22 protein-coding genes and 1 pseudogene are annotated in these 23,831 nt (G+C 73.7%); 10 read left to right on the top strand and 13 right to left on the bottom strand.

Features of this window, described 5'->3' with window-relative positions:
* Positions 1 to 337 precede the first annotated feature (337 nt).
* Entirely contained in the window at positions 338 to 1,042 is a 705-nt protein-coding gene (locus tag ACIP64_RS17255; RefSeq protein ID WP_401586959.1) for a TMEM175 family protein, read from the top strand.
* A 22-nt stretch (positions 1,043 to 1,064) separates the two neighbouring features.
* Here ACIP64_RS17255 and ACIP64_RS17250 read toward each other — a convergent pair whose 3' ends face one another.
* Positions 1,065 to 2,030 (bottom strand): zinc-binding alcohol dehydrogenase family protein, encoded by a 966-nt coding sequence (locus ACIP64_RS17250; RefSeq protein WP_401586957.1) that lies wholly within the window; start codon positions 2,028 to 2,030, stop codon positions 1,065 to 1,067.
* Between the two features lie 101 nt (positions 2,031 to 2,131).
* Here ACIP64_RS17250 and ACIP64_RS17245 point away from each other — a divergent pair, with 101 nt between their 5' ends.
* Complete coding sequence (locus ACIP64_RS17245) at positions 2,132 to 2,578, top strand: MarR family winged helix-turn-helix transcriptional regulator (protein ID WP_401586954.1); 447 nt, start codon at positions 2,132 to 2,134, stop codon at positions 2,576 to 2,578.
* A gap of 117 nt (positions 2,579 to 2,695) precedes the next feature.
* Positions 2,696 to 4,333, top strand: coding sequence for a phosphonate degradation HD-domain oxygenase (locus ACIP64_RS17240; protein ID WP_401586952.1), 1,638 nt, complete (start codon positions 2,696 to 2,698; stop codon positions 4,331 to 4,333).
* A 181-nt stretch (positions 4,334 to 4,514) separates the two neighbouring features.
* On the opposite strand, the gene ACIP64_RS17235 is transcribed toward ACIP64_RS17240, so the two are convergent.
* From ACIP64_RS17235 to ACIP64_RS17220, 4 genes are all read right to left on the bottom strand, one after another.
* Positions 4,515 to 4,883, bottom strand: coding sequence for a hypothetical protein (locus ACIP64_RS17235; RefSeq protein ID WP_401586949.1), 369 nt, complete (start codon positions 4,881 to 4,883; stop codon positions 4,515 to 4,517).
* A gap of 47 nt (positions 4,884 to 4,930) precedes the next feature.
* A complete protein-coding gene (locus tag ACIP64_RS17230) occupies positions 4,931 to 5,710 on the bottom strand; it encodes a GntR family transcriptional regulator (RefSeq protein WP_401586946.1) in 780 nt (259 codons plus the stop codon).
* A gap of 156 nt (positions 5,711 to 5,866) precedes the next feature.
* Positions 5,867 to 7,840, bottom strand: a complete 1,974-nt coding sequence (locus tag ACIP64_RS17225) for a phosphocholine-specific phospholipase C (RefSeq protein WP_401586944.1) — start codon at positions 7,838 to 7,840, stop codon at positions 5,867 to 5,869.
* A gap of 25 nt (positions 7,841 to 7,865) precedes the next feature.
* Positions 7,866 to 9,632 (bottom strand): hypothetical protein, encoded by a 1,767-nt coding sequence (locus tag ACIP64_RS17220; protein WP_401586942.1) that lies wholly within the window; start codon positions 9,630 to 9,632, stop codon positions 7,866 to 7,868.
* Positions 9,633 to 10,067: 435 nt separating this feature from the next.
* Between ACIP64_RS17220 and ACIP64_RS17215 the strand changes: the two genes are divergently transcribed.
* Both ACIP64_RS17215 and ACIP64_RS17210 read left to right on the top strand, forming a co-directional pair.
* Complete coding sequence (locus tag ACIP64_RS17215; protein ID WP_401586940.1) at positions 10,068 to 10,649, top strand: dihydrofolate reductase family protein; 582 nt, start codon at positions 10,068 to 10,070, stop codon at positions 10,647 to 10,649.
* Between the two features lie 143 nt (positions 10,650 to 10,792).
* Complete coding sequence (locus tag ACIP64_RS17210; RefSeq protein ID WP_401586937.1) at positions 10,793 to 12,025, top strand: PP2C family protein-serine/threonine phosphatase; 1,233 nt, start codon at positions 10,793 to 10,795, stop codon at positions 12,023 to 12,025.
* 27 nt (positions 12,026 to 12,052) lie between these two features.
* Here the strand turns inward: ACIP64_RS17210 and ACIP64_RS17205 are convergent, their stop codons facing one another.
* The 8 genes from ACIP64_RS17205 to ACIP64_RS17170 all read right to left on the bottom strand — a co-directional run bounded on the left by ACIP64_RS17205 (position 12,053) and on the right by ACIP64_RS17170 (position 19,691).
* Positions 12,053 to 13,024 carry an aldo/keto reductase gene (locus ACIP64_RS17205; protein ID WP_401586935.1) on the bottom strand — a complete coding sequence of 324 codons (972 nt, stop codon included), beginning with the start codon at positions 13,022 to 13,024 and terminating at the stop codon, positions 12,053 to 12,055.
* 72 nt (positions 13,025 to 13,096) lie between these two features.
* Entirely contained in the window at positions 13,097 to 13,258 is a 162-nt protein-coding gene (locus ACIP64_RS17200; RefSeq protein ID WP_401586932.1) for a PQQ-binding-like beta-propeller repeat protein, read from the bottom strand.
* 177 nt (positions 13,259 to 13,435) lie between these two features.
* The gene (locus ACIP64_RS17195; protein ID WP_401586929.1) at positions 13,436 to 14,290 is read right to left on the bottom strand and encodes a DUF4232 domain-containing protein; all 855 of its coding nucleotides are present in this window, start codon (positions 14,288 to 14,290) and stop codon (positions 13,436 to 13,438) included.
* Positions 14,274 to 14,762 (bottom strand): RNA polymerase sigma factor, encoded by a 489-nt coding sequence (locus ACIP64_RS17190; RefSeq protein ID WP_401586927.1) that lies wholly within the window; start codon positions 14,760 to 14,762, stop codon positions 14,274 to 14,276. The genes ACIP64_RS17195 and ACIP64_RS17190 overlap by 17 nt, the downstream gene beginning before the upstream one ends.
* Positions 14,763 to 14,817: 55 nt before the next feature.
* On the bottom strand, positions 14,818 to 16,059 hold the full coding sequence (locus ACIP64_RS17185) for a hypothetical protein (protein ID WP_401587326.1): 1,242 nt from the start codon (positions 16,057 to 16,059) through the stop codon (positions 14,818 to 14,820).
* A 196-nt stretch (positions 16,060 to 16,255) separates the two neighbouring features.
* A complete protein-coding gene (locus ACIP64_RS17180) occupies positions 16,256 to 16,777 on the bottom strand; it encodes an AAA family ATPase (RefSeq protein ID WP_401586924.1) in 522 nt (173 codons plus the stop codon).
* A 390-nt stretch (positions 16,778 to 17,167) separates the two neighbouring features.
* Complete coding sequence (locus tag ACIP64_RS17175; RefSeq protein ID WP_401586922.1) at positions 17,168 to 18,049, bottom strand: YegS/Rv2252/BmrU family lipid kinase; 882 nt, start codon at positions 18,047 to 18,049, stop codon at positions 17,168 to 17,170.
* Positions 18,050 to 18,095: 46 nt separating this feature from the next.
* On the bottom strand, positions 18,096 to 19,691 hold the full coding sequence (locus ACIP64_RS17170) for an FAD-binding oxidoreductase (protein WP_401586920.1): 1,596 nt from the start codon (positions 19,689 to 19,691) through the stop codon (positions 18,096 to 18,098).
* Between the two features lie 79 nt (positions 19,692 to 19,770).
* Between ACIP64_RS17170 and ACIP64_RS17165 the strand changes: the two genes are divergently transcribed.
* The 5 genes and pseudogenes from ACIP64_RS17165 (at position 19,771) to ACIP64_RS17145 (ending at position 23,830) form a co-directional block, all read left to right on the top strand.
* Positions 19,771 to 20,373 carry a TetR/AcrR family transcriptional regulator gene (locus ACIP64_RS17165; protein WP_401586918.1) on the top strand — a complete coding sequence of 201 codons (603 nt, stop codon included), beginning with the start codon at positions 19,771 to 19,773 and terminating at the stop codon, positions 20,371 to 20,373.
* Complete coding sequence (locus ACIP64_RS17160) at positions 20,370 to 21,968, top strand: glycerol-3-phosphate dehydrogenase/oxidase (RefSeq protein WP_401586915.1); 1,599 nt, start codon at positions 20,370 to 20,372, stop codon at positions 21,966 to 21,968. Before ACIP64_RS17165 ends, ACIP64_RS17160 begins: the two co-directional genes overlap by 4 nt.
* Positions 21,969 to 22,281: 313 nt before the next feature.
* Entirely contained in the window at positions 22,282 to 22,452 is a 171-nt protein-coding gene (locus ACIP64_RS17155) for a hydrophobic protein (protein ID WP_360903042.1), read from the top strand.
* Between the two features lie 139 nt (positions 22,453 to 22,591).
* Positions 22,592 to 22,810: a DUF5133 domain-containing protein gene (locus tag ACIP64_RS17150; protein WP_401586911.1), complete on the top strand. Its 219-nt coding sequence runs from the start codon at positions 22,592 to 22,594 to the stop codon at positions 22,808 to 22,810.
* Positions 22,807 to 23,830 (top strand): annotated as a pseudogene (locus tag ACIP64_RS17145) (glutamate--cysteine ligase). Before ACIP64_RS17150 ends, ACIP64_RS17145 begins: the two are co-directional and overlap by 4 nt.
* The last annotated feature ends 1 nt before the right edge of the window (position 23,831 follow it).

Genomic DNA, 23,831 nt, shown 5'->3' with positions numbered 1-23,831 from the left:
TGGACTCACAAGATCTACACAGCAGCGGCTGATCAAACCCTGGGCCTCTTCGGACGGTCAACGGTCAACCGGCGGCAGGGGACGACCTGTAAGGGACATGACCGGATCAGGAAGGGGAACTGTGAATATCACCTTTTCCCTGAGTGAACGGACGGCCAATCGGCATGGTCCGGCGGGGGCCGCTCGGGAGTGGAGTCCGGTCCGACCTGGGAGGATCCGTCCGGCGCACTCCCCCGCGGCGCCGCGACCGGCACCCCGGTCGGCACGGACCGGACGCGCCGGCCGACGGCCCGCGGCGCGCCCGGCGCACCGCGAACCTGTCCGTAAGATCCCTTGCATGACGGGCCAACACCATGGTGACCATGCGTCGGATTCGTCCGGTGAGGGCGGTATGCGCCTGTCGGACACCGGCCGGGTCGAAGCCTTCAGCGACAGCGTCTTCGCCATCGTGATCACGCTCCTGGTGCTCGACCTCTACGACCACGACGTCCGGCCCGGCGACCTCGCGTCGGACCTGCTCGCGCGGTGGCCCGCCTATGCGGCGTTCGTGGTCTCGTTCGTCTACGTCGGCGTCATCTGGCTCAACCACCACGCGCTCTTCCGCCGGATCCACCGGATGGACGGCGGCCTGCTGTGGATCAACCTCGCGATCCTGTTCAGCACGGTGATCGTCCCCTTTCCCACCTCCGTGCTCGGGGACGCCGTGGCCGAGGGCGGGGGCACCGACGACCAGCGGGTCGCCGTCGTGCTCTACGCCCTGGTCGCCGCCGTCATGTCGGCACCGTGGTGGGGGGTGTTCTCGTACCTGTGCCACCACCCGGAACTGCTGGAGCCGGGCGTCCCGACCGGCTACCTCCGCGCGCAGCGGATCCGGCCGTTGACCGGTCTCGTGCTGTACGTGGTCTGCGGGGTCGGAGGCTGGTTCGTCGGCCCGGCCTTCGGGATGGCCTGCATCGCCGTGGTGATCCTCTACCACGCGCTCACCAGCGAGGGCCTGCGGGAAGGACCGGCCGGCCGCCTCCTCGGCGCCTTCAGGCGCTGACCCCGGTCGTACGTCGGGCGGGTCAGGCGTCCGGGGTCAGCACGGTGCGCTGCCCGGGGGCCTCCGGGGTGGTCCAGGCGTGTTCGACCCGGGAGAGCGGGACCGGCAGGGTGTCGACGGCGAAGGTGCCGGAGTCGATGAGGCCCGCCAGGGAGGGGAGTTCGGCGAGGATGCCCTCGGTGCTGACGGAGCCCTGGCCGCTGCCCATGAGCCGCAGGTTCGCGCCGCGCAGGTAGGCCGAGGGCAGCGTGATGTCCGGTCCGGCGACGGAGCCGATCTGGACCCAGGCGAGGGGCTTGGCACGCTCGGCACGGGCGGTCAGCACGGCGGGCAGGGCGTGCTCGGTGGCGGGGCCCCACAAGTAGTCCAGGACGACGTCGGCGTCGCCGGCCGCGCGCCCGAGCCGGCCGGCGGTCCGCTCGGGGTCGCCGAGGAGGGGGACGGTCTCGTCGGCGCCGAGACCGGGGAGGAGCTCCAGGCGTTCGGGGTCGCGGCCGGCGGCGACGACACGTGCGGCGCCGAGGTGCTTGGCGACCTGGACCGCCAGCCGGCCGGCGCTGCCGGTGGCGCCCAGGACCAGGACGGTGGCGCCGGGCGGCAGGGGGGCGCGGCGGCGCAGGGCGATCCAGGAGGACATCGCGGGGTTCATCGCAGCGGCCACCGCGACCGGGTCGGTGCCCGCGGGCAGGCCCACGGCCCGGCGGCGGTCGACCACGGCCCGCTCGGCCATGGTGCCGGCCACCCCGTCCGGGGCGACGAAGTAGAGCAGTTCGCCCTGCGGGGTGCGGCCGACCGCGTCGATGCCGGGGACCAGCGGCAGGACGCCCTCGGAGGTGTAGTGGCTCCCGTCGGCTCCCGAGCGCACCCGGGGGTGGAGCCCGGCGGCCAGGACGTCGACGAGGAGCTCGTGCTCCCCGCGCGGCTCGGGTTCGGCGACGGTGCCGTAGCGGGGAGGTGCGTCGAAGGAGTGGACGACGGCTGCGTGCATGGCGGCCTCCAGAGAGGTGGGAGGGGCGGACGCATATAGTTTGTATCGCGTACCACTTTCAAAGTAGTTTGCGTCACGTACCAAGTCAAGCGGAGGCAGCCATGACCGAACAGCGCGAACCGGACCTCACCGACGGCCCCACGAACACGACCGACGCGCTCGCCCAACTGTCGTTCCTGGTCCACGGAACGCTGGCACGCGTCGCGGCGCGGCACGACCTGTCCCTCGTCCAGATCCGCCTGCTCGGCATCCTGCGCGACCGCCGGCCGGGCATGCTCGAACTGGCCCGCCACCTGGACCTGGACAAGTCCTCGATGACGGGGCTCGTCGGCCGCGCCGAGAAGCGCGGACTGGTGGAGCGGCTGCCCTCGCCCCACGACGGGCGCGGCGTCCTGGTCGCCCTCACCCCGCTCGGGAAGCGGCTCGCGGAACAGTGCACCGCCGAGATGGACGAGCACGTCGCGGCGCTGACCGAAGTCCTCACGCCCGGCGAGCGCGCGGCGATCCGCGCCGTGAGCACAAAGCTCCTGCGTGCTGCCGGAAAGTGACCGAGTCCCGCGGGTCGGCGGGGCTTCGCCGCACCGACATCTCCCGGTCACCGAACGGTCGTGTCGCCCTGTGACGGTCGGGGAAGTTGGCTATACAACTTTCGCCGAGGAGTGAGCATGACCCCCCTGACCGCCTTCCCGGTCGCCGAGCTGCCCGCGATGTGGCTGCGCGACAACTGCCCCTGCACGGACTGCCGCGACCCGCGGTCGGGCCAGAAGCTCTTCCAGATCGGCGCGCTGCCCGACGGACTCCGCGTCGAGACGGCAACCGATGCCACCGGCACCGCCGGGGAGCCCGCGATCGAGGTCGTCTGGGCGCCCGACGGCCACCGCTCGACGTACCCCGTCACCTGGCTCACGGCCCACCGGCCCGGCGGCACCTCGTACGGCGACCGGCGCACCGAGGACGGCAAGGAGCTGTGGAAGGCCCGCGACCTGGCCGGGCGGCTGCCCGAGGCGGACTGGGACGCCTACATCGCCGAACCGGGCCTGCGGGCGCGCCTGCTGGAGTCCGTCCTGCGGCTCGGCTTCATGCTGCTGCACAAGGTGCCCGAGCGCGACGAGCAGGTGCTCGCCGTGGCCGAGACCTTCGGCTTCGTCCGCGAGACCAACTACGGCAAGCTCTTCGACGTGCGCGTCGAGCCCGACCCGAACAACCTCGCCTTCACCTCGGTCGCCATCACGCCGCACACCGACAACCCGTACCGCGACCCGGTCCCGACGATCCAGCTGCTGCACTGCCTGGTCAACGACGCCGAGGGCGGCGACTCCGGCCTCGTCGACGGCTTCGCCGCGGCCGCGCTGCTGCGCCGCGAGGACCCGGAGGCCTTCGCCGTCCTCAGCCGGACGCCCGTGCCGTTCGTCTTCCGCGACGCGGGGACCGAGCTGCGCGCCGATCACCCCCTGATCGGCACCGACGCACTCGGCCGGGTGCGCGAGGTGCGCTTCAACAACCGCTCGATCAGCGCGCTGCGGCTGCCGGCCGCCGAGCTCGACGCCTTCTACGCGGCGTACCGCACCTTCGCGGAGCTGCTGCTCCGCCCCGAGCTGCAGCTGAACTTCCGCCTGTCGCCGGGCGACTGCCTGGTCTTCGACAACACCCGCCTCCTGCACGCCCGCACGGCCTTCGCCCAGGACGGGGCACGCCACCTCCAGGGCTGCTACGCCGACCTCGACGGCCTCGCGAGCAGCCTGGCCGTGGTGCGGCGCGCGGACACCGTGGAGCCGCTGGCCGAGCTGTTCGCCGGGGCGGGCTCCGCGGAGTACCTGGGCGAGGCGGTCTCCATGGCCGAGCACATGCTCCAGGCCGGCGCCCGCGCCGAGGCCGCCGGCGCCCCGCCGCACCTGGTGGCCGCTGCGCTGCTGCACGACGTCGGGCACTTCGCCGGCGAGGACACCGGCCAGGACCTCATGGACGGCACCGACAACCGCCACAGCCACACCGGCGCCGACCTGCTGGCCCGCTGGTTCGGGCCCGAGGTCACCGAGCCGGTGCGGCTGCACGTCGCGGCGAAGCGCTACCTGTGCGCGGTGGAGCCGGAGTACTACGACCGGCTGTCGGAGGCCTCCAAGCACACGCTGGCGGTCCAGGGCGGCCCGATGACCCCCGAGCAGGCGGCCGTTTTCGCCGCCCTCCCGGGCGCGGCCGACGCGGTCGCCGTCCGCCGCTGGGACGAGGCCGCGAAGGACCCGGAGGCCTTCACGCCGGCGTTCGAGCACTTCGTCCCGCTGCTCACCGCGCTGGTGCGCGGCTGAGGTTGCCGTTCCGGTTCGCCGGGTTGGTCGGGTGCGGGTGCGCGGGGGCTGGTCGCGCAGTTCCCCGCGCCCCCACCCGGGCACGAACCCACCGCGCCGACACGCCCGGCGCTACCCCCGGCCGGTGGGTCAAGTGCCGGTCCGCGGGGGCTGAGCGCGCAGTTCCCCGCGCCCCCGCCGGTCAGCGGGCGCGCCCGGAAGCCAGGCGGCGGATGCGCTTCGTGCGGCCCGTGGTGGCGAGGCGGTGCAGGACGGCGGGTTCCTGCGAGGAGGCGGCGAGGCGGAGTTGGAGCCAGTCGGACCAGGAGTCCTGGACGGACGGGTCGGCGAGCTGGGCGGACAGCGACGGGCTTTCGAGGACGCCGAGTTCGCGGGCGCGGCGGGCGGCGTAGGCGCGGGCGCGCGCGGTGCCGAGGCGGTCGGTCCAGGCGGGGCGGTCGGCGGCCGGGACGTGGCCGAGGGCGTGCAGGACGATGCCGAGCGCGATGGCGTCGTCGGGCTCGGTGGCGACGGCGTCGAAGAGTTCGGGCAGGCGGGCGGGGTCGTCCATGGCCAGGCGGTACCGGGCCCACCGTTCGTGCTCGCCCGGCGGCCCGGTCAGGCCCGGTCCGTGCGCGGGCTGTGGTGGCGGCCGAGGGTGGAGGCGGCGACCGAGTTGTGCACCGTGAAGGCGATGGTGCCCGGCAGGTAGCGGTCCTCGGACCACTCGACCGGCACACCCGCCGGGTCCGTCGTACGGCGCCGCTCGCGCAGCAGGACCTGGCCGGCCGGGCACTTCAGGAGCCGGACGTCGTCCTCGTCGGCCCACGCGATGTCGATGGTGTGGTCGGCGTCGGTGAAGAGCACCCCGTGCCCCACCAGCGCCTCGGTGTGCGACACGACGTCGGGCGCCAGTTCGGCCACCAGGGCGCCCACCCGGGCGGGGTACAGGGAGCGCTCGACCATGACCGGTTCGCCGGACAGGGTCCGCACCCGCAGGACGAGGTGGACCTCCGCGCCGGGTTCCAGGCCCAGTTGCGCGGCCTCGGCCGGTTCGGCCGGCCGCCGTACGACGCGGTCGACGCGCCCGCCCGGCGTCTCGCCGAGGGAGCGGGCCCAGTTGGTGAAGCTCAGCAGTTCGGAGAAGCTCTGCGACCGCGGGCCGCCGAGCACCGTGCGCGGGGTGCCGCGCCGCGAGGTGACCAGGCCGTCCGACCGCAGCACGGCCAGGGCGTGCCGCACCGTGCCGCGGGAGACCCCGTAGCGCTCGGCCAGTGTGCCCTCCGGGGGCAGCTTGGAGCCGGAGGCGTACTCGCCGGCGATGATCGCCGCGCGGAGTTCGGCGGCGACCCTGCGGTACCGCAGGTCGCTGTCGCCGCTGCCCTGGTCCTCACGCAACGTGTCTCCCGGCCGCTCTCGTGTCCACCGGGCCGGCGGTCCGGCCGGCCACGGACAGACCTTATCCGGCCCGGACCGCCGGTCCAGGCGCAGGTGGGACACGACGAGGGTCCGGGCCGGGGCGAGTGCCCCGGCCCGGACCCCTCGGGACGTCCGTCACACGGCGTGGACGGTGCCCGCGTACCGCTGGACGAAGCGGGTGCCGGTGCCCGCCGTGACGGTCACGTCGTACCGGCCGTCGTCGGTGCGCCACTTCACGGTGTCCTGGTGACCGGCCCGGACCCAGACGATCTCCTCCTCACCGTCGAAGTCGTTCGGCGTGACGGTGAAGGCCACGTCGGAGCCGCCATCGTTGCGCAGCTCCAACTCGACCGTGGTGTGGCCCGGGTCGTCGGCACGGCGCAGCGCCGCCCCGACGAGCGGCGCGGCCACGTCGTCCTGGCCGTCGCGGACGACGGTGCCCGCGAAGCGGCGGACGAAGCCGTCGGCGCCGTGCACGGAGAAGTCGTAGCGGCCGTCGGTGGCCGCCGCGTCCCACACGTAGGTGCGCGACGAGTGCGGCTGCACCGTGAACGGGGTGCCGACGCGCGGCAGGGCGATGTTGGGCAGCACGGTGAAGTGGTAGCCCACGGTGCCGTCGTTGGTCAGCGTGCAGGTGACCTTGCCGGTGGCCCGGTCGACCGTCACGTCGGCCCACGGCAGGTACGGCAGCGGGCGGTGCGGCCGCTCGCCCTCCTCCTGCGCCGGCATCGACTGCGCGGTGGGGATCTTGACGCCGGGCAGGGAGTTGCCGGCGTCCGCCTTCGCCATCAGCGCGACCGTGTCCGGCAGGGCCGGGATGCTGTAGTCGGGCTTGGTGAAGTCGAAGGCGCTGGTGAGGTCGCCGCAGACGGTGCGCCGCCACTCGGAGATGTTGGGCTCCCGCACACCGGTCACGCGCTCCAGGAACTGCACCACCGACGTGTGATCGAAGACCTGGGAGTTGACCCAGCCGCCGCGCGACCACGGCGAGACGACCCACAGCGGCACCCGGCTGCCCAGGCCGATCGGCTTGCCGTTCGCGAACTCGTCCTTGGTGCCCGCCTCGGGCATCGGCGGGATGACGTGGTCGAAGTAGCCGTCGTTCTCGTCGTACATGACCAGGAAGACGGTGTGCTTCCAGACCTCGGGGTTGGAGAACAGCGACTGGAGCGCGGTGTTGACCCAGTGGGCGCCGTAGTCGGGGCCGGCCGACGGGTGCTCACTGAACAGGTACGGCGCCACCAGCCAGGAAACGGTGGGCAGGGTGCCGTCCTTGCAGTGCTTGTCGAACGCCGCGGGGTCGAACTTCGTCATGGCGTTGACGTAGCGCGGGTCGTCCTTGGGGAACGCGTGGAACTGCTTGAAGTACGACAGCGCGTTGTCGTCGTAGTCGCCGTAGCGGTCGTCCGAGCCGTCCGGGTTGTGGTAGACGCGCCAGCTGACGCCGGCCTCCTCCAGCCGCTCGGCGTACGTCGTCCAGTCGGCCACCGGGTTGTCGGTGACCGGGGTGTTGTCGGTCCACGGGCCCGTGGTGCCGTCGACGCCGGGGCCGGCGGTGCCGGTCCACAGGTAGAGGCGGTTGGGGTCGGTGGGGCCGTTCAGGGAGCAGAAGTATCCGTCGCAGAGGGTGAAGGCGTCGGCGAGGGCGTACTGGTAGGGGATGTCCTCGCGGTTGAAGTAGCCCATGGTGCGCTCGCCCTTGGCGGAGACCCACTTGTCCATGGAGCCGCTGTTGACCGCGGAGTGGCCGGTGTCCCAGTCGTGCGGGAGGCCGCCCGCGTTCTGGGCGTTGTACTTGGTGGTGTCCATCCGGAAGGGCAGCAGGTAGCCCTCGGAGCGGCTGCGGTCGGGCTGGCGGAACACGGAGTCGCCGCTGGGCAGCACGACGGCCTGGCGGTCGCCGAAGCCCCGCACGCCGTTGAGCGTGCCGAAGTAGTGGTCGAAGCTGCGGTTCTCCTGCATCAGGATGACGACGTGCTTGACGTCGGCGATGCTGCCGTCCCGGTCGTCGTGGCTCGCTGCCTCGGCCGTGCCGGGCAGTCCGACGGCTGCGACGGCAGCCCCGGCGGCGGCGGTGCCGATGAAGGCGCGGCGGCTGAACTGGGTCATGGGGTGGTCCTTCGGGTCGTTCGGGTCAGCCGCGGGCGGACAGGGAGAAGGTGACGACGGCGGCGGCGTGGTCGGAGGGCCAGCCGTTGGCCGCCGTGCCGGGCACGGGCCGGGGCCAGCCGGTGACGAGGCTGTGGGCCTCGACGACGCGCAGCGGTCCCGCGTACTGGATCTGGTCGACGCGGTCCTGCGGCTCGGCACCGCTGCCGCTGTCACGCTGCGGCCTGACGGGGGACCAGGTGGTGCCGGGCTCCGCGACGGGGTCGGTGTGCACGGCGCGGAAGGCGTCGGTGAGGCCGGCCTGCTCCAGGGTTCCGGTGACGGGCCAGCGCACGCGGCCCACTCCCCCGTGCTGGTCGGCCGTCTTGGCCGTCCAGTCCAGGTGCGAGGGCGAGGCGAGGCCGGCGGCCAGGACGACCGCGCCGCGGGAGGCGATGTCCGCCCGCATCGCGGCGACCAGCGCCACGGCCTGCCGGTAGCGGAGCGTCTGCTCCTCGGCCGCCTCGACCTGGGCGGCGCTGCTGCCCGCGAGGAGCGCGTACGGCCCGTAGGCCGCCTCGTCCAGCTGGGCGGCCCACAGCCGCACCGCGGGGCCGCCGGGCGGCTGCAGCGTGGCGGCGGCGGCCGGCAGGTCCGCGGTGGGGGCGACGACGTCGGTGAGCGGGTAGCGGCTGACGATGCCGAGGCCGCCGGCCTGGTGGACGTCCCAGCCGAGCGCCTTGGCCAGGTTGCCGGCCGCGGTGCCGCCGGACTCCTGGAGGGCGACGACGTCGAGGCCCTGGGTGAGCACCAGGCTCAGCAGCTTCTCCGCGAAGCCGTCGATGTGGGTGCCGGCGTCCCAGAGGTTCAGCGAGGCGACCTTGAGCGGGATGCGGTCGCGGTTGTCGCGGACCGGCACCTGCACGGTGATCGTGTCGCTGCCCGCTGCGCTGTCGGTGACGGAGACGACCACGCGCCCCGGGTTCTTGGGCGTCGCGGCCGGCGCCTTGCCGGTGACGGTGCCGTCCGCGGCCACCGACAGCCAGGAGTCGCCTCCGGCGCGCCGGAACGTCGCGCTGCCGGCGGGGTTGCCCTCGGGACGCGCCCACAGGCCCGCCAGCGGCACGGAGATGTCCGTGCCCGTCAGCTGGGGGGCGGTCGTGAGGGCGTCCACCACCGCGTGCGGGCGCGGGATGACGGGGCGGGGGACGAAGCTGAACGGCGCGGTCTTGGCGAGGATGCCGTAGCCGTCCTTCGCCAGCAGGTAGCCGGTGTACGGGCCGCCGGTCAGGCCGGCGGTGTTGATGGTGATGTCGCCAGAGGCGGCGGGCGTGTACTCCCAGGCCAGCGAGCCGCCGTTGCCGGGCTGCCGGTTGCCGTCGTAGACACCGACCCAGTTCGTGGCGTACGGCGTGTCGGTGGTCCAGTGGAAGACGACCTGGTCGCCCTCGTAGGGGTTGGGGGTCTTCAGCGTGATGGAGTCGCCGGTGGGCGCACCGGCGAAGCTGAACGGCGCGGTCTGCGCGAGGATGCCGTAGCCGTCCTTCGCGAGGAGGTAGACGGTGTACGGGCCGCCGCTGAGGCCGGAGGTGTCGAGCGTCACCTGCCCGGAGGCACCGGGGGTGTACGTCCACACCAGGGAGCCGCTGCCGCTCGCGGGCTTGCGGTTGCCGTCGTAGACGCCGATCCAGTTCTTCGGGTCGGGGGCGTCCGTCGTCCAGGTGAAGGTCAGCTTGTCGCCCCGCTGCGGGGACGTCGGGGAGCTGAGCGCGATGGTGCTCCCGGACGCGGCGTCACGAGTGAGAGGTGGCACGGTGATGGGTCCTCTCCGCCCGGGGACCGCCGCGGCGGGACCCGGGTGAGCAAAGTTGTCTATATAACTTCGCTCCAGCAAGCCGTCTCGTGGCGACGTCCCGGTGAACGAGGGATTGCCGTCCGCGGGGCGGCAAACGGAATTCTCGCTCCGCGCCGCGCCCGCCCCGCCGTGCACGAGAGGCGGTGAAACACCAGGCCAACTGCGGTTGTCGGGCGGGCGGTGGCGTGCGCCGGGGGTGCGGCGGCACGTGGCGCGCCCGCATCCGGGATGCCGGTGCCTGGTGACGGGGTGGCGGGGTCCGGTCGAGCACACTGTGCGCAGCCCGGCCGTTTCCGGGCCACGGTCCTGACCCGTTCCCGCCGATGGATTTCCTGCACGTGCGGCCGCTCACCACCGGCTAATTTGGGGCACCCCGAAGCAGAGGAGAGCGCCGTGGGCAAGGTGGTCATGTACAGCACGGTGTCGGTGGACGGCTTCGTCGCGGACGAGAACGACCAGCCCGGACCGCTGTTCGACTGGCTGGTCAGCGGTGACGTCCCATTGGACGGGAGCGGCGCGCTGAAGGTGTCGCAGACGTCCTACGACCACACCCGGCCGTACTGGGACCGGATCGGGGTGACCGTCGTCGGCCGCCATGTCTTCGACATGACGGACGGCTGGGACGGGAAGCCTCCGGGCGGGATCGAGCACGTCGTCGTCGTGACCCACCGGGGCAGGCCCGAGGGCTGGCACCCCGAGGCGCCGTTCCACTTCGTCGACGGCGTCGAGGCAGCAGTCGCCAAGGCGCAAGAGCTCGCGGGTGACCGCGTCGTCGAGGTCGCCGCCGGCGACGTCGGTGGCCAGGTGCTTGCCGCGGGCCTGGTCGACGAGGTGCGCATGGACGTCGTACCCGTGGTGTTCGGGTCGGGCAAGCGCTATTTCGGATCGGTCCACGCGCAGCACCTGCTGGAGGATCCCGACGTGGTGATCCAGGGCGACCGGGTGCTTCACCTGAGCTATCGCGTGCGCCGTTGACCGATCCGAACGCGAACCATGACACCGGACCGGAGGCCCGCCCGTGTGGACTCGCGCGGCGCGCGCCCCGGGATGAGCGCCGCGCCGGGGTCCCGTTCGTATGATCGCCAGGCTCAGGACGTCGGCACCGAGGCGGTCGGGACGTGGCACAACCGGGAATCGACTACGAGGCGGTCTTCCGCGGACTGCCCAGCGCGGTGGCGCTCCTGACACCGCAGTTGTTCTTCGTCGACGCCAACGAGGAGTACCTCGCCCTGTCGGGCCGGCCGGCCGCGGAGGTGATCGGGCACTTCCTCTTCGACGTGTTCCCCGACAACCCCGACCACCGCGGGGCGTCCGGGATGCGCAATCTCGGGGCCTCGCTGCGGCGCGTCGCGTCGACGGGCGAACGGGACGCCATGGCGCTGCAGCAGTACGACGTCGAGGACCCCGAGCACCCCGGGCGGTGGGAGGAGCGGTACTGGAGCCCGGTCAACATGCCGGTGTTCGGGGACGACGGGCGCGTGGCACTGCTGGTGCACCGGGTGGAGGAGGTCACCGAGCTCATCCGCGCCCGGGGCGGCCCCGACCGGGACCGCTCCAGGGTGCTGGAGGCCGAGCTGTACGGCAGGGCGCGCGAGTTGCAGGAGGTCAACGAGCGGTTGCGGCGCGCCCACGCCCGCGAGCGGGAGGTGGCGCTCGCGCTCCAGTCGGCGATGCTGCCCGCCCCGCAGCCGCTGCGGCAGCACCGCGTGGCGGTGCGCTACCGGCCGGCCACGGGGGCGCTCAATGTGTGCGGCGACTGGTACGACCTGGTGGACCTGCCCGGCGGGGGCGACCGGATCGGGGTCGCGGTCGGCGACGTCGTGGGGCACGGCCTGCCGGCGGCGTGCGTCATGGGGCAGTTGCGCAGTGCGCTGAGCGCGGCCTCACGGGTCGCGGACGGCCCGGCCGGCGCCCTGGAGGTCCTGGGGCTGTACGCGCGCTCGGTGCCCGGTGCCGAGTCGACGACGGCGGTGAACGCCTTCGTCGACTGGGACGCGCGGACCGTCACCTACAGCAGTGCCGGGCATCCGCCGCCGGTCCTGCTGCACGCCGACGGCACCGTGGACTTCCTCGACCAGGCCACCGATCCGCCGCTGGGTGCCCGTCCGGAGCACGACTCCCGGCCGCAGGCCGTGATCCCGTTCACCGAGGACGACACGCTCGTGCTCTACACCGACGGCCTGGTCGAGCGGCGCGGCGAGGACATCGACACGGGTCTCGCCCGCCTCGCCGGCGTTCTCGGCCGGCACCGCGGCGCCGGGCCGGAGCGGCTCGCCGACGCGGTGCTCGGCGAGCTGCTGCCGCCCGGCGGGATCACCGACGACACGGCACTGGTGGTCGTCCGCCTGTGAGCCGCGGCGCGACGCACTGACGGGCCGTCAGTTGAAGCCGACGACGGAGTGCGGCCGGTAGGGCTCCTCCAGGGACTTCGCTTCCGCCTCGTCCAGGGACAGGTCGAGCGAGGCCACCGCGTCGAGCAGGTGCCGCTCCTTGCCGACGCCCACGATCGGCGCGGTCACCCCCGGTTGCCGCAGCAGCCAGGCCAGTGCCACCTGGGCGCGCGGCACGCCGCGCCGCTCGGCGACGGCCGCCACCGCGTCGACGACGACGCGGTCCTGCTCGTCGTACAGGCCCCGCCCGTAGTCGTCGGTCTCCTGACGGGCGCTGCCCGCGTCCCAGTCACGGGTGAGCCGGCCGCGGGCCAGCGGGCTCCACGGCGTGACGCCGACGCCCTGGTCGGCGCAGAGCGGCAGCATCTCCCGCTCCTCCTCGCGGTAGAGGAGGTTGTAGTGGTTCTGCATGCTGACGTACTTCGTCCAGCCGCCGCGCTCCGCGGTGTGCTGGGCCTTGGCGAACTGCCAGGCGTACATGGAGGACGCCCCGATGTAGCGGGCCTTGCCCGCCTTGACCACGTCGTGGAGTGCCTCCATCGTCTCCTCGATGGGCGTGTCGTAGTCCCAGCGGTGGGTGATCAAGAGGTCGACGTAGTCGGTGCCGAGGCGGCGCAGGCTGGCGTCGATCTCAGTGTGGATCGCCTTGCGCGACAGCCCCGCGCCGTTGGGCCCGGGGCGCATGCGGCCGTGCACCTTCGTGGCCAGGACGATCTCGTCGCGGTTCGCGTGCTCGGCCAGCACCCGTCCCACGATCTCCTCGCTGGTGCCGTCGGAGTAGACGTTGGCGGTGTCGAAGAAGGTGACGCCCGCTTCGAGGGCGGCGCGGATCAGCGGGCGCGCGGCGTCCTCGTCGAGCGTCCAGGGGTGGTTGCCGCGCTCGGGCACGCCGTAGCTCATGCAGCCGAGGCATATGCGCGAGACGTCAAGACCGGTGGAACCGAGTTTCGTGTACTGCACGTTGCTGCTACCTCCGCGAAAGGTGTGTCGTCCGGGGCGGACAGGACGGGCGTGGGCCTGGCTGCCTGGCGGTCATACGCGCACCGCCCAGAGGGTGCCGCCGCCGTCGAGGACGGCGATCAGGTCGCCGCTCGCGGCGGGCGCACCCACGGTCGTGCTGTCGAACTGGCCCGACCAGAGCGTACGGCCGCCCTCCACGTCGACGATCCGCGCACTGGCCCATCGCCGGAACACCCGTGCCTGAACCGTGTCGGAGAGCAGGGCATAGGGGCCGCTGGCCCGCAGTCGTCCGCCTCTCCTTCAGGCCCGAGTCCCCCGGTGGTGATGGGTTTTCACTCGGCAGCGTTGATCGTGGACTGTGCCTCCCGGCTCCCGGGCGCACAGGACCCGGGCGGGAACGCACCGGCCGGTTCAGTGCGACGCGGGACCGTGCACGGCGGTGACCGACAGGGTCTTCACGCCGGTCGCGGCGCAGCCCAGCAGCGCGTCGTCCGGCAGGAAGAGCGCGTCACGCTCGTCGGGCGGGTAGACCCGCAGGCCCCGTGCCTTCTGCGGGTCGCACACCTTCTGGTCGTAGTTGTCCACCTGGGTCATGCGCAGCAGGGCCTCGGCGGAGCCGCCGCGCGGCAGCAGGACGGCCTTGCCGGGACCGCCCGTGCGCTCGGCGGGGTTGCCGACCTGCCGGCCCGCGGCGCCGTCGACCAGGGAGACCCCCGGGAAGCCGTACAGGGTGCAGGAACGCGGCCCGGAGTTGACGAAGACCAGCACGCGCTCCACCGAACCCGCCGCGCCCTGGGAGCCGCCGAAGGCGATCTTGAGCTGTGCGGACCGGCAGCCGGTCACCTGGGACACCGAGGTGGAAGAGGCGGACGAAGGGGACGAAGAGGACGAGGTGGAGGGCCGCACCGAGGGCGACCCCGTCGTTCCGGACGGCGCGGGCGCGGCGGTCGCCGTGCCGCCCTCCCCGGAGGGCAGGCCGCTCACGGACGGCGCGGCGGGCCGCACCGTCGAGACGCCACCGCCCCCGCCGGGCACCGGCGCCAGGAACACTCCCGCTGCCAGGCAGCCGGCCACCGCGGTGCCGAGCGCGAGCGCCCGGCGCCGTCGCACCGACCGGGCCCGGCGCCGGACGGCGTCGAAGGCGCCGGGCGGCGGTGCCAGGAGGACGACGGGCTGCCGGAACACCTCGGCGATCTCGCTCGGCTCGTCCTCGGCGCTCCCCCCACGGGACCCGGGGAGGTCGCCCGGGTCAGACGGTCGTTTCATGAAGCCCCCTGAGAGAGGCCCGCAGGTGCTGCCGGGCGGCGTGGAGATCGCTCTTGATGGTGCCGGGGCGCCGGTGGAGGGCCACCGCGATGTCGTTCACCGACAGGTCGGCGTAGTAGTGCAGCAGGACGGGGACGCGCAGCCGTCCCGGCAGGGCCTCCACCAGGGCGCGGATGTCGGTGCCGTGGTCGGCGGCCGGGGCATGGTCCACGGTCACGACCTCCAGCTGCCGCACGGTGACCTTCTCCCGCTCCTGGCGGCGCCAGTGGTCCTTGACGAGGTTCGCCGCTATGGAGAAGAGGTACGGAGCGGGTTCCCGGACCGTCGTCCACCGGGACCACAGTCTCGTGAACGACTCGGACGCGATCTCGTGCGCGACGGAGTCGCTGTCCACGAGCTTGCGGCACCAGCCCGCCAGCCGCGGGTAGAAGGACTCGAAAAACTCCTCCGCCTCCTCCGCTGCGCTGCTCACACCGAACCCGCCATTCCTGATCTCGCTCCCCCTCACGCGTGCGACGGCACCTCCGTCAGACGGTGACGACGCTCTTCCAGCCGCCGACGGGGCGTTCTCCCAGGTTAAGGCCCTGCAGGTTGCGCACGACGGTGGGGTGCTGCGCCTCCAGCCAGTCGCAGAACTGGCGGAAGGACACCATGCGGACGTCGTCCTTCTCCGCCATGTCGCCGATCACCTGCTCGACGGCGTCCATGTAGATGCCGCCGTTCCACTGCTCGAAGTGGTTGCCGATGAAGAACGGGGCGCGGTTGGTGGTGTAGGCGCGCTCGAAGCCGGCCATGTAGGCGCCGCGGGCCTGGTCGCGCCACGCGGGACGGCGTGCCGGGTCTCCGTGGGTGGTCCCGGACTGGTTGGCGAGCATGTTGTAGTCCATGGAGAGCACTTCGAAGCTGTGCCCGGGGAACGGCACGGACTGCAGCGGAAAGTCCCATATGCCGAGTTTGCGGCGGGGCCAGACCTGGAGTCCGCCCGGCGAGCTGGCGTCGTACCGCCAGCCGAGGGCGGCCGCGGTGGACAGCAGGTTGAACTGGCCCATCAGGCAGGGAGTGCGGCCGCCGACGAGTTCCTTGGTGTAGTCGAAGGGCAGCGGCTCCAGGTCGTCGAAGCCGGTGTTGGTCCGCCACTCCCGCACGAAGCGCGTGGCCTGCTCTATCTCGCTGCGCCACTCGGCGGGCGACCACCGCTTCACCGAGCCGTAGCCGCCGCAGAAGTGGCCGTTGAAGTGGGTGCCTATCTCGTGGCCCTCCAGCCACGCGGCCCGCAGCTGCTCCAGTGTCAGGCGTATGTGGGCGTCGGTCAGGTAGCCGATGTCGGAGGCGCCGACCGGATTGCGGGGCGGGTCGTACAGGTGCTTCTTGGACTCGGGCAGCAGGTACAGCCCGGAGAGGAAGAAAGTCATGGCGGCGCCCGCCTCCTCGGCGACCTTCCGGAAGCGCGCGAAGAGGCCGTTGTCGAGTTCACCGGCGCCGTCCCAGGAGATGACGACGAACTGCGGCGGCCGCTCCCCCGGCTCCAGCCTGCGCACCTCCGGCTGCCGCGGCTGGGCGCCGGTCAGCGAGGTCGAGCCGTCCCCTATCAGCCGCGGCGACTCCACGCTCGGGGGCAGGGGGCGCGGCGGCGCGGAGGTCGCGGGGGCGGAGGGCGCCGAGGGGGACGGCGACGGGGAGGAGTTGCCGCGCGCGAAGGCCTCGCCGCCGGCGCCGCGGTACAACGCGTAGCCGCCGGCCGACAACAGGCCCGCGGCTCCCAGTCCCATGAACGCCCTGCGGGGCAGCCGGGACGGTTCCTCGTTCGGACGACCTGACGCGCTCACTTTGTCTCACTCACTGTTGACGGCCGATCACCGGAAGCCATCGCCTTCTTGCGACGCCACTGGTATAGAGACCGGTGCGGTACCCGTGGTTGTCACGGAACGGCAAAAAAGGCGGTCCGCCGGGTCGGGGGCGGGCTGTTCACCCCGTGGTGCCGAGCCAGTCCCGCGCCGACCGCGGGCTGCGCAGCCGTACGACGCGCAGCGGCGCGAAACGCCGGTCCAGGGAGCGCCGTTCGATCTCGGCGCGCCGGGCCGCGTGCTGGGCCCAGGCCCATCGCACCGGGTGGTCGGCGCGGAACCACGAGGCCGCGGTCTCGACGTTGCCGCCGAAGACGCGCTCCCGCAGCACGGTCCTCCGCAGCGACCTGCGCAGGACCCGGGGCATGACGACCGACCTGGGGTAGTCGAGCCAGACGACGGTGTCGGCGTGCGTCCACACCAGGTCCCGGACCTCCGGGTAGCCGAAGGAGTCGAAGACCCACCCAGGGCCGGCGGCGATCTCCGCCACCCGCTCGCGGAACGCGGGGTCGGCGGCCCATCCGGGCCCGGTGAACTTCAGCGCGTCCATCTCGTGGAACGTCAGGCCCAGGCGCGCGGCCAGCGCGCGGGCCATGGTGGTCTTGCCCGCCCCGCTGATGCCGACGACCAGGATGCGTCTCATCCGCGCAGGTTATCCGGGGCGTGACGGCCGCCTCCCTCCCCGGGGGGACCGGCGCCCCGGCCGGTGGCGACGCGACGGTCCTCGGCGGGGGGCTACTGCCGATGCCGTGCCGGACGGCGCCTGAACGCCCTTCGCCGGCGAGGCGCTGGCGGTACCAGGCCCGGCGGCGCAGCGCCTACCGTGGCGGTCACGTCAGGCCGACCAGTCGCACCACCGGTGGAACTGCCGTGCGCCCGGCGGCGCTCGGCCGAATGGACGTGACTCGTGAAACGGCAGCGGCCCGCCGCCACCCGTGCGGCCGGGCGGGGCGGGTCCGGTGAGCCGCGTGGCCCCTCACCCCGGCTCGAAGCCCGCTCGCCCGCGCTTCGGCAGAGCCGGTGGGCAGGCCTGTCAGCACAGCACCTTGAGCGCTCCCGGCCGGATGCGCGCGGTGACCGGGAGGACGGCGTCGACCTCCCCGTCCGCGCCGTAGGGGACGTCGCGGTCGGCCTCGATGCGGATCTCCCTGCCGCGGAGGATCTCGACCTCGGGCCGGTTCACGTGGGCGCCGGTCTTGAGTTCGTTCATCAAAGTGAAGAAGAGCCGGCGCGGCGCGTCGCGGATCATGACGACGTCGAGCAGCCCGTCGTCCACGCGGGCGCCGGGCGCGATCGCGCGACCGGAGCCGTAGAAGCCCGAGTTGGCCGCCACGACGGTGTAGCCCCGGCGCTCGTGGAGCTCCCCGTCGACGGTGACGCGGTAGGCGGCCGCGCGCCAGCCGGCGACCGCGCGCAGGCCGCCCGCGTAGTACGAGGCGGCGCCGCTCAGCAAACGGGAGGCGTTGGCGTGCCGGTTGGCGAGGGCGTCGACGCCCGCGTAGACACTGCCCAGCACGACCGTACGGTGGTGGACCGCGGAGTCGACCTCGATGGTGTCGACCGGGCGGGGGTCGCGGTCGAGCAGGACGCGGGCGAGTTCCTCCGGCCCCGTGGGCAGGCCGAGGGCGCGGGCGAAGTCGTTGCCGCGGCCGGCGGGCACGAGGCCGAGGACGGCGTCCGTGCCGCTGAGGGCGCCGCCGACGCCGCCGGCGATGCCGTCCCCGCCGACCGCGAGCACGACGCGGCCCCGCTCGCCCGCGCGGCGGGCGAGTTCCCGCGCGTGCGCCAGGCTCGTGCTGTACTCCGTCTCCAGCTCCGCTCCGGCCTCGCGCAGCAGCCGGGCGAGCGGCAGGAGGGCGGCGGCCCCGGTGGAGCCCCCGGCGGTGGGGTTGACGACGGCGGTGAACTGTCGCATGCGCGTGCCTCCGTGACGGGGACGGGGACCGGAACGGGGACGGGGCTCAGCGGCCCGGGAGGAGGATGCCGGGGTTGAGCAGCCCGGCCGGGTCGAGCGCGTCCTTCACGGCCCGCAGCGCGGCGATGCCCAGCGGGCCGGCCTCGCGCACGTACCAGTCGCGGTGGTCGCCGCCCACTCCGTGGTGGTGGCTGATGGTGCCGCCCGCGGCGATGATCGCCTCGTTCGCGGCGGTCTTGGCGGGCGCCCAGTGGGCGACGGGGTCCTCGCCCTGCGCCGAGACGACCGTGAAGTACAGCGAGGCGCCGTTCTCGTACACGTGCGAGATGTGGCACATGACCAGGGGCGGCGTGCCGGCGCCCGCGAGGGTGGCGGTCAGGGCGTGGCGCACCGAGTCGTACAGCTCCGGCAGGCGCGACCAGAACGTCGCGGTCTCCAGGGTCTCGGCGAAGGCACCCGCGTCCAGGAGGGCGTCGCGCAGATAGGGCGCGGAGTAGCGGCCGTGGGCCCAGCGCTGCCCGGGCTCCTCGCCGATGTACTCGCCGCCGCAGTCGCGCAGCACGGCCGCGGCCCGCGCCCGGCGGTACGCGGTGTCCTCCTCGGTGCCCTCGTAGCCGGTGATCGCGACGCAACCCGCCGCCGAGGGCCCGCCGGAGACGCCGATGGCGTCGGGCTGGGCCAGGCCGATCATCGTCTCCGTCTCGTCGGACAGCCGCAGCACCGTGGGGCGGGGGCCGTCCTGGGCGAGCCGGCGCAGCGCGGCCGTGCCCTCGGCGAACCCGGGGAAGCGCCAGCCCTCGTAGACCGCGACCTGCGGGACCGGGCGGATGCGGACGGTGACGGAGGTGATGACGCCGAGCGCGCCCTCGGAGCCGAGGACGAGCTGACGCAGGTCCGGGCCGGCGGCGGAGCGCGGCGCGCGGCCGGCGTCGAGGGTCCCGCGCGGGGTGGCGACGGTCAGGCCGAGCACCATCTCGTCGAAGCGGCCGTACCCGGCGGACGCCTGGCCGCTGGAGCGTGCCGCGGCGAACCCGCCGATGGTGGCCCATTCGTAGGACTGCGGGAAGTGGCCCAGGGTGAAGCCCTGTTCGGCCAGCAGTGCCTCGGCCTCCGGGGCGCGCAGGCCGGGTTGGAGGATCGCGGTGCGCGACACCGGGTCCAGGGACAGCATCCGGTCCATGCGGCGCAGGTCGAGGGCGACGAAGGGGCGGCCGCCCTGCGGGGCCAGGCCGCCGACGACGGAGGTGCCGCCGCCGAACGGCACGACGGCCAGGTCGTGTTCGGCGCACACGGCCAGCACGGCGAGCACCTCGTCGTGGCCGGCGGGCAGCACGACGGCGGCGGGGACGTCGGCGACGTCGCCGGCCCGGATGCGCAGCAGGTCCGGCGTGGACTTGCCACGGGTGTGCCGGATGCGGCTCTCGGGGTCGGTGCGGACGAAGGACAGGCCGCCGACGGCGTCGGCGAGCGCCTCGCGGGCCTCGTCGCCGAGCGGGCTCTCCGGGACCTCGATGTCGGCCAGGCCGGCCGGAGCGGCCTCCCGGGGCTTGACCCCGAGCAGATCGCGCAGCAGGCCGATCACGGTGTCGGGCAGTGGGGCCGCCTTGGCCGGGTCGCCCCAGCCGCTCCACAACATGTCCACGTCGTCGTCCTCATCGGTCGAGGGATCGGGGGTCAGGGGGCCATCTCCCTTTGTTTCCCGGGGCGTTACACTGTGACACATGACGCCTATTCGTCACAACACTCGGACAGCGGTGGATCCGGTGCTCGACGCGGTCCGCGACTGCGTCCTGGCCGTCGGCGTGCGCCGCACGACCCTCACCGACGTGGCCCGCCGCGCCGGCGTCTCGCGCATGACGCTGTACCGGCGCTGGCCCGATGTGCGCACCCTGGTCGGGGATCTGATGACCCGTGAGTGGGTGAACGTCGCGACGGACGCGATCCCCGGGCACGCCGGCGACCGCGACGCCCGGTCTCAGCTGGTCGGCGGACTGGTCGACGGCATCCGCGCGTTCCGGGCGCACCCCCTCTTCGTCAAGATCGTCGACGTCGATCCCGAACTGCTCCTCCCCTACGTGCTGGACCGCCGCGGCGCCAGCCAGGACGCGCTGCTGCAGCTGATCACCACCGCGCTGGAGACGGGCCACGCCGACGGCTCCGTCCGCCGCGCCCACCCCGCCCGGCAGGCGCGGGCGGTGCTGCTGCTGGCGCAGTCGTTCACGCTGTCGCTGCGCACCATGACCGACGAGGACGACCCCGACCTGAACTCGGCCGCGTTCCTGGAGGAGTTGCGGACCATGCTGGAGAGGACCCTGACGCCATGAGCCCCACGAGCAGCCCGGTTCCGCCCCGCCCCGCCGCCACCCCCTCCCCGCCCGGGTCGTCGCTGTCCGCGGCCCGGCGCGCCCGTGAGCTGGCCGAACTCGCGGATGGCGGCGGCGTGGTGGACGTCCTGGTGGTCGGCCTCGGCGCCACCGGCGCGGGGGCGGCGCTGGACGCCGCCTCGCGCGGTCTGTCGGTCGCCGCCGTCGACGCGCACGACCTGGCCTTCGGCACCTCCCGCTGGAGCTCCAAGCTGATCCACGGCGGTCTGCGCTATCTCGCCTCCGGCCAGCTGGACGTCGCGCACGAGAGCGCCGTCGAGCGCGGCGTGCTGATGGAACGCACCGCTCCCCACCTCGTCCAGGCGCAGCCGTTCGTGCTCCCGCTCACCCCGCTGGTCTCGCGCGGCCAGGCCGCCGTGGCCTGGACCGGCCTCCGGGCCGGCGACGCGCTGCGGCTGGCGGCCCGCACCTCCCGCGCCACGCTGCCGGCCCCGCGCCGGCTCTCCGCCGTGGAGACCCGGCACTTCGCCCCCGCGCTGCGCCCGTCCGGGCTGCGCGGCGGGCTGCTGTCCTGGGACGGCCAACTCGCCGACGACGCACGCCTGGTGACGGCGATCGCCCGTACCGCCGCGGCGCACGGCGCACGCGTCCTCACCCGGGTCCGCGCGGTCGCGCTCACCGGCTCCGGCGCCCTGATACGCGACGAACTCACCGGCCAGGAGGCCACGATCCGCGCCCGCGCCGTGATCAACGCCGCCGGTGTGTGGGCGGGCGGGCTGGTGGACGGCATCCGGCTGCGGCCCTCGCGCGGCACCCACCTCGTCCTGCGCTCGGCACCGCTGGGCGACCTCCCGGCGGGCCTGCACATCCCGATCCCGGGTGAGTCCAACCGCTTTGTGCTCGTCCTCCCGCAGGGCGACGGGCGGGTCTACGTGGGTCTCACCGACGAGCCGGTCGACGGCGACATCCCCGACGTCCCGGAGGTCCCCGAGACCGACATCGGCTTCCTCCTCGACGTGCTCGGCACCGCGCTGGACACCGCCGTGGGACGCGAGGACGTCGTCGGCGCCTTCGCCGGGCTGCGGCCGCTGCTGGACACCTCCGCGGACGGCGCCGGGAACACGTCCGACATCTCCCGCAAGCACGCGGTCCTCACCTCGGGCGACGGCGTCGTCACCGTCGTCGGCGGCAAGCTGACCACCTACCGCCGGATGGCGCAGGACGCGGTCGACGCCGCGGTCTCCACCCGCGGCCTGGGCGCCGGGCCGTCCCGTACGGCGTCCCTGCCGCTGGTCGGCGCGGCCCCGGCCGCGGAGCTGACCGGACTCGCGGCGCCGCGCCGCCTGGTGCGGCGGTACGGCACCGAGGCCCCGGCGGTGCACGCCCTCGGCGCGGCGGAACCGGCCCTGCGCGAGCCCGTCGTGGCGGGGCATCCGGTGACCCGGGCCGAACTGGTCTGGGCGGTGCGCCACGAGGGCGCGCTGGACGCCGCCGACCTCCTCGACCGGCGCAGCCGCATCGGCCTGGTCCCCGCGGACCGCCAGCATGCCGTCGAAGCGGCGGAGGACGCTCTGGCCCGCCCGGCCGCGGAATGACGCCGCCGCTCCGAGCGCGGCGGGAAATTCACCGGGCCGCATTCCCGGCCGCGCGACCCGGCAATTCCGGGGCGGAATTCCCGCGTCGGGCACGTGCCGCCGGCGTCGCGGAAAGGGCGGGCGGGCGCGCCGAGTGAAACAGCCCGCGGCGGCGGGTGTTTGCAGGCCGGCATCCGGGGCACCCGAAAAGCGCGGTGAACGGTGCAGCCGGGTGCCGGACACCTCTCCGGCCGGTACCCGGCTGCGCACCCGGATCGTCCGGTCGCGTGTTCACCGCGTCATATCGTCGTGCATTCGTTCACGGGAGGCGCACGTGGTTCCCCTTTTGCTGGTTCTGCTTCTGGCCGTCATTCTTTTCGGGGCCGGATTCGCCCTCAAGGCCCTGTGGTGGGTCGCCCTGATCATCCTGGTGCTGTGGCTGCTCGGGTTCGTCATGCGCGGCACCTCCTCGGGTGGCGGCAGGTCGCGCTGGTACCGGTGGTGACCTCCTGCTGACCCCTCGCGGAAGGCGGCGGCCCTCGGGCCGCCGCCTTCCGCATGTCCGCGTGATACCCCGAAGCGGGGGTAAGCGGCTCTCGGACACACCGTTCGGCCCAGTGCCGCGGACTATCGAGGAGAGAACCATGCTCTTGGCCCACCCCGCTGTGCTGAACGACCTCGTCGACCGCTACGAGACGCTGCGCGTGCTCGACCCGGCGGACGCCGAGGTCCGGCGCCGGCTGGAGGACGTCTCGTACACACTGTGCGTGGCGACGGGCACCGGCGACGTGGACGCCGCTCTCGCCGCGGCGCGGCTGCGCCTGCCGGGAGCGAGGCCGCTGGACGACTCGGCCGTCGCGTGAGAGACGTCCGCACCGTCGGCGTCGAGGAGGAACTGCTCCTGCTGGACGCCGAGTCCGGCGAGCCCCGGTCCCTGTCGACAGCCGTCCTGGTCGCGGCGCGCCGCGCCCCGGCAGCCGGGGACGACGTGTTCGAGACGGAACTCCAGCGCCAGCAGCTGGAGTTCGCCACCCGGCCGCAGGTACGGATGGAGGACCTGGGCGCCCATGTGGCCGCGCTCGCCACATCGCCGCTGCCGGTGGATCCCGCCCTCAGCGCCGGCGAGCGCTGCCGCCGGCTGGGCGAGCGGTACGGGCCGACCACGCAGGAGCAGCTCACCTGCGGCTGCCACGTCCATGTGTCGGTGGAGTCGGACGAGGAGGGCGTCGCGGTCCTGGACCGGATCCGCCCGTGGCTGCCGGTCCTGCTGGCGCTGAGCGCCAACTCGCCCTTCCCGCAGGGCCAGGACAGCGGGTACGCGAGCTACCGCAACCGGGTGTGGGGCCGCCGGCCCTCGGCGGGCCCGGTCGAGGTCTTCGGTTCCGCCGACCGCTACCACGCACTGGTGGCGTCGATGGTGGGCACGGGAGCGCTGCGCGACGAGGGCATGGTCCACTTCGACGCCCGCCTGTCCCGCACCTGGCCGACGGTGGAGGTCAGGGTCGCCCACGTCTGCCTCAAGGCATGGCACACCGCCCTGGTCACCACCCGCGTGCGGGCCCTGGTGGAGACCGCGACCCGGCAGTGGGAGGACGGCGAGCCGCCGGCGCGGCACAGTGTCGCGCTGCTGCCGCCGGCGACATGGCGGGCGGCTGCTGCACCCGCTGGGCATGGAGCCCGTTCCCGCGGAGGCGGCGGTGCGCGCCCTGTTCGAGCACGTACGCGACGCCCTGGAGGACAACGGCGACCTCGTCCCGGCGCAGGACGCCCCGGCCGGCCTGCTGAAGGCGGGCAACGGCGCTTGTTTCCAGCGGGACCGGCCGGAGCGGGACGGCGACCTGCGGGCCGTGGTCGCGGCCTGCGTCCGGCACACCCGGGGATGAG

The organism is Streptomyces sp. NPDC088733 (genome assembly GCF_044751185.1).
GTDB lineage: Bacteria > Actinomycetota > Actinomycetes > Streptomycetales > Streptomycetaceae > Actinacidiphila.
This window is presented reverse-complemented; position numbering and strand designations above follow the sequence as displayed.

What these genes read in the sequence shown, in the direction of transcription:
- ACIP64_RS17250 (WP_401586957.1), bottom strand. Translation starts at nt 2,030, where the DNA reads ATGCACGCAGCCGTCGTCCACTCCTTCGACGCACCTCCCCGCTACGGC.
- ACIP64_RS17255 (WP_401586959.1), top strand. Translation starts at nt 338, where the DNA reads ATGACGGGCCAACACCATGGTGACCATGCGTCGGATTCGTCCGGTGAG.
- ACIP64_RS17240 (WP_401586952.1), top strand. Translation starts at nt 2,696, where the DNA reads ATGACCCCCCTGACCGCCTTCCCGGTCGCCGAGCTGCCCGCGATGTGG.
- ACIP64_RS17245 (WP_401586954.1), top strand. Translation starts at nt 2,132, where the DNA reads ATGACCGAACAGCGCGAACCGGACCTCACCGACGGCCCCACGAACACG.
- ACIP64_RS17175 (WP_401586922.1), bottom strand. Translation starts at nt 18,049, where the DNA reads ATGCGACAGTTCACCGCCGTCGTCAACCCCACCGCCGGGGGCTCCACC.
- ACIP64_RS17180 (WP_401586924.1), bottom strand. Translation starts at nt 16,777, where the DNA reads ATGAGACGCATCCTGGTCGTCGGCATCAGCGGGGCGGGCAAGACCACC.
- ACIP64_RS17225 (WP_401586944.1), bottom strand. Translation starts at nt 7,840, where the DNA reads ATGACCCAGTTCAGCCGCCGCGCCTTCATCGGCACCGCCGCCGCCGGG.
- ACIP64_RS17165 (WP_401586918.1), top strand. Translation starts at nt 19,771, where the DNA reads ATGACGCCTATTCGTCACAACACTCGGACAGCGGTGGATCCGGTGCTC.
- ACIP64_RS17160 (WP_401586915.1), top strand. Translation starts at nt 20,370, where the DNA reads ATGAGCCCCACGAGCAGCCCGGTTCCGCCCCGCCCCGCCGCCACCCCC.
- ACIP64_RS17235 (WP_401586949.1), bottom strand. Translation starts at nt 4,883, where the DNA reads ATGGACGACCCCGCCCGCCTGCCCGAACTCTTCGACGCCGTCGCCACC.
- ACIP64_RS17195 (WP_401586929.1), bottom strand. Translation starts at nt 14,290, where the DNA reads ATGAAACGACCGTCTGACCCGGGCGACCTCCCCGGGTCCCGTGGGGGG.
- ACIP64_RS17150 (WP_401586911.1), top strand. Translation starts at nt 22,592, where the DNA reads ATGCTCTTGGCCCACCCCGCTGTGCTGAACGACCTCGTCGACCGCTAC.
- ACIP64_RS17185 (WP_401587326.1), bottom strand. Translation starts at nt 16,059, where the DNA reads ATGGGACTGGGAGCCGCGGGCCTGTTGTCGGCCGGCGGCTACGCGTTG.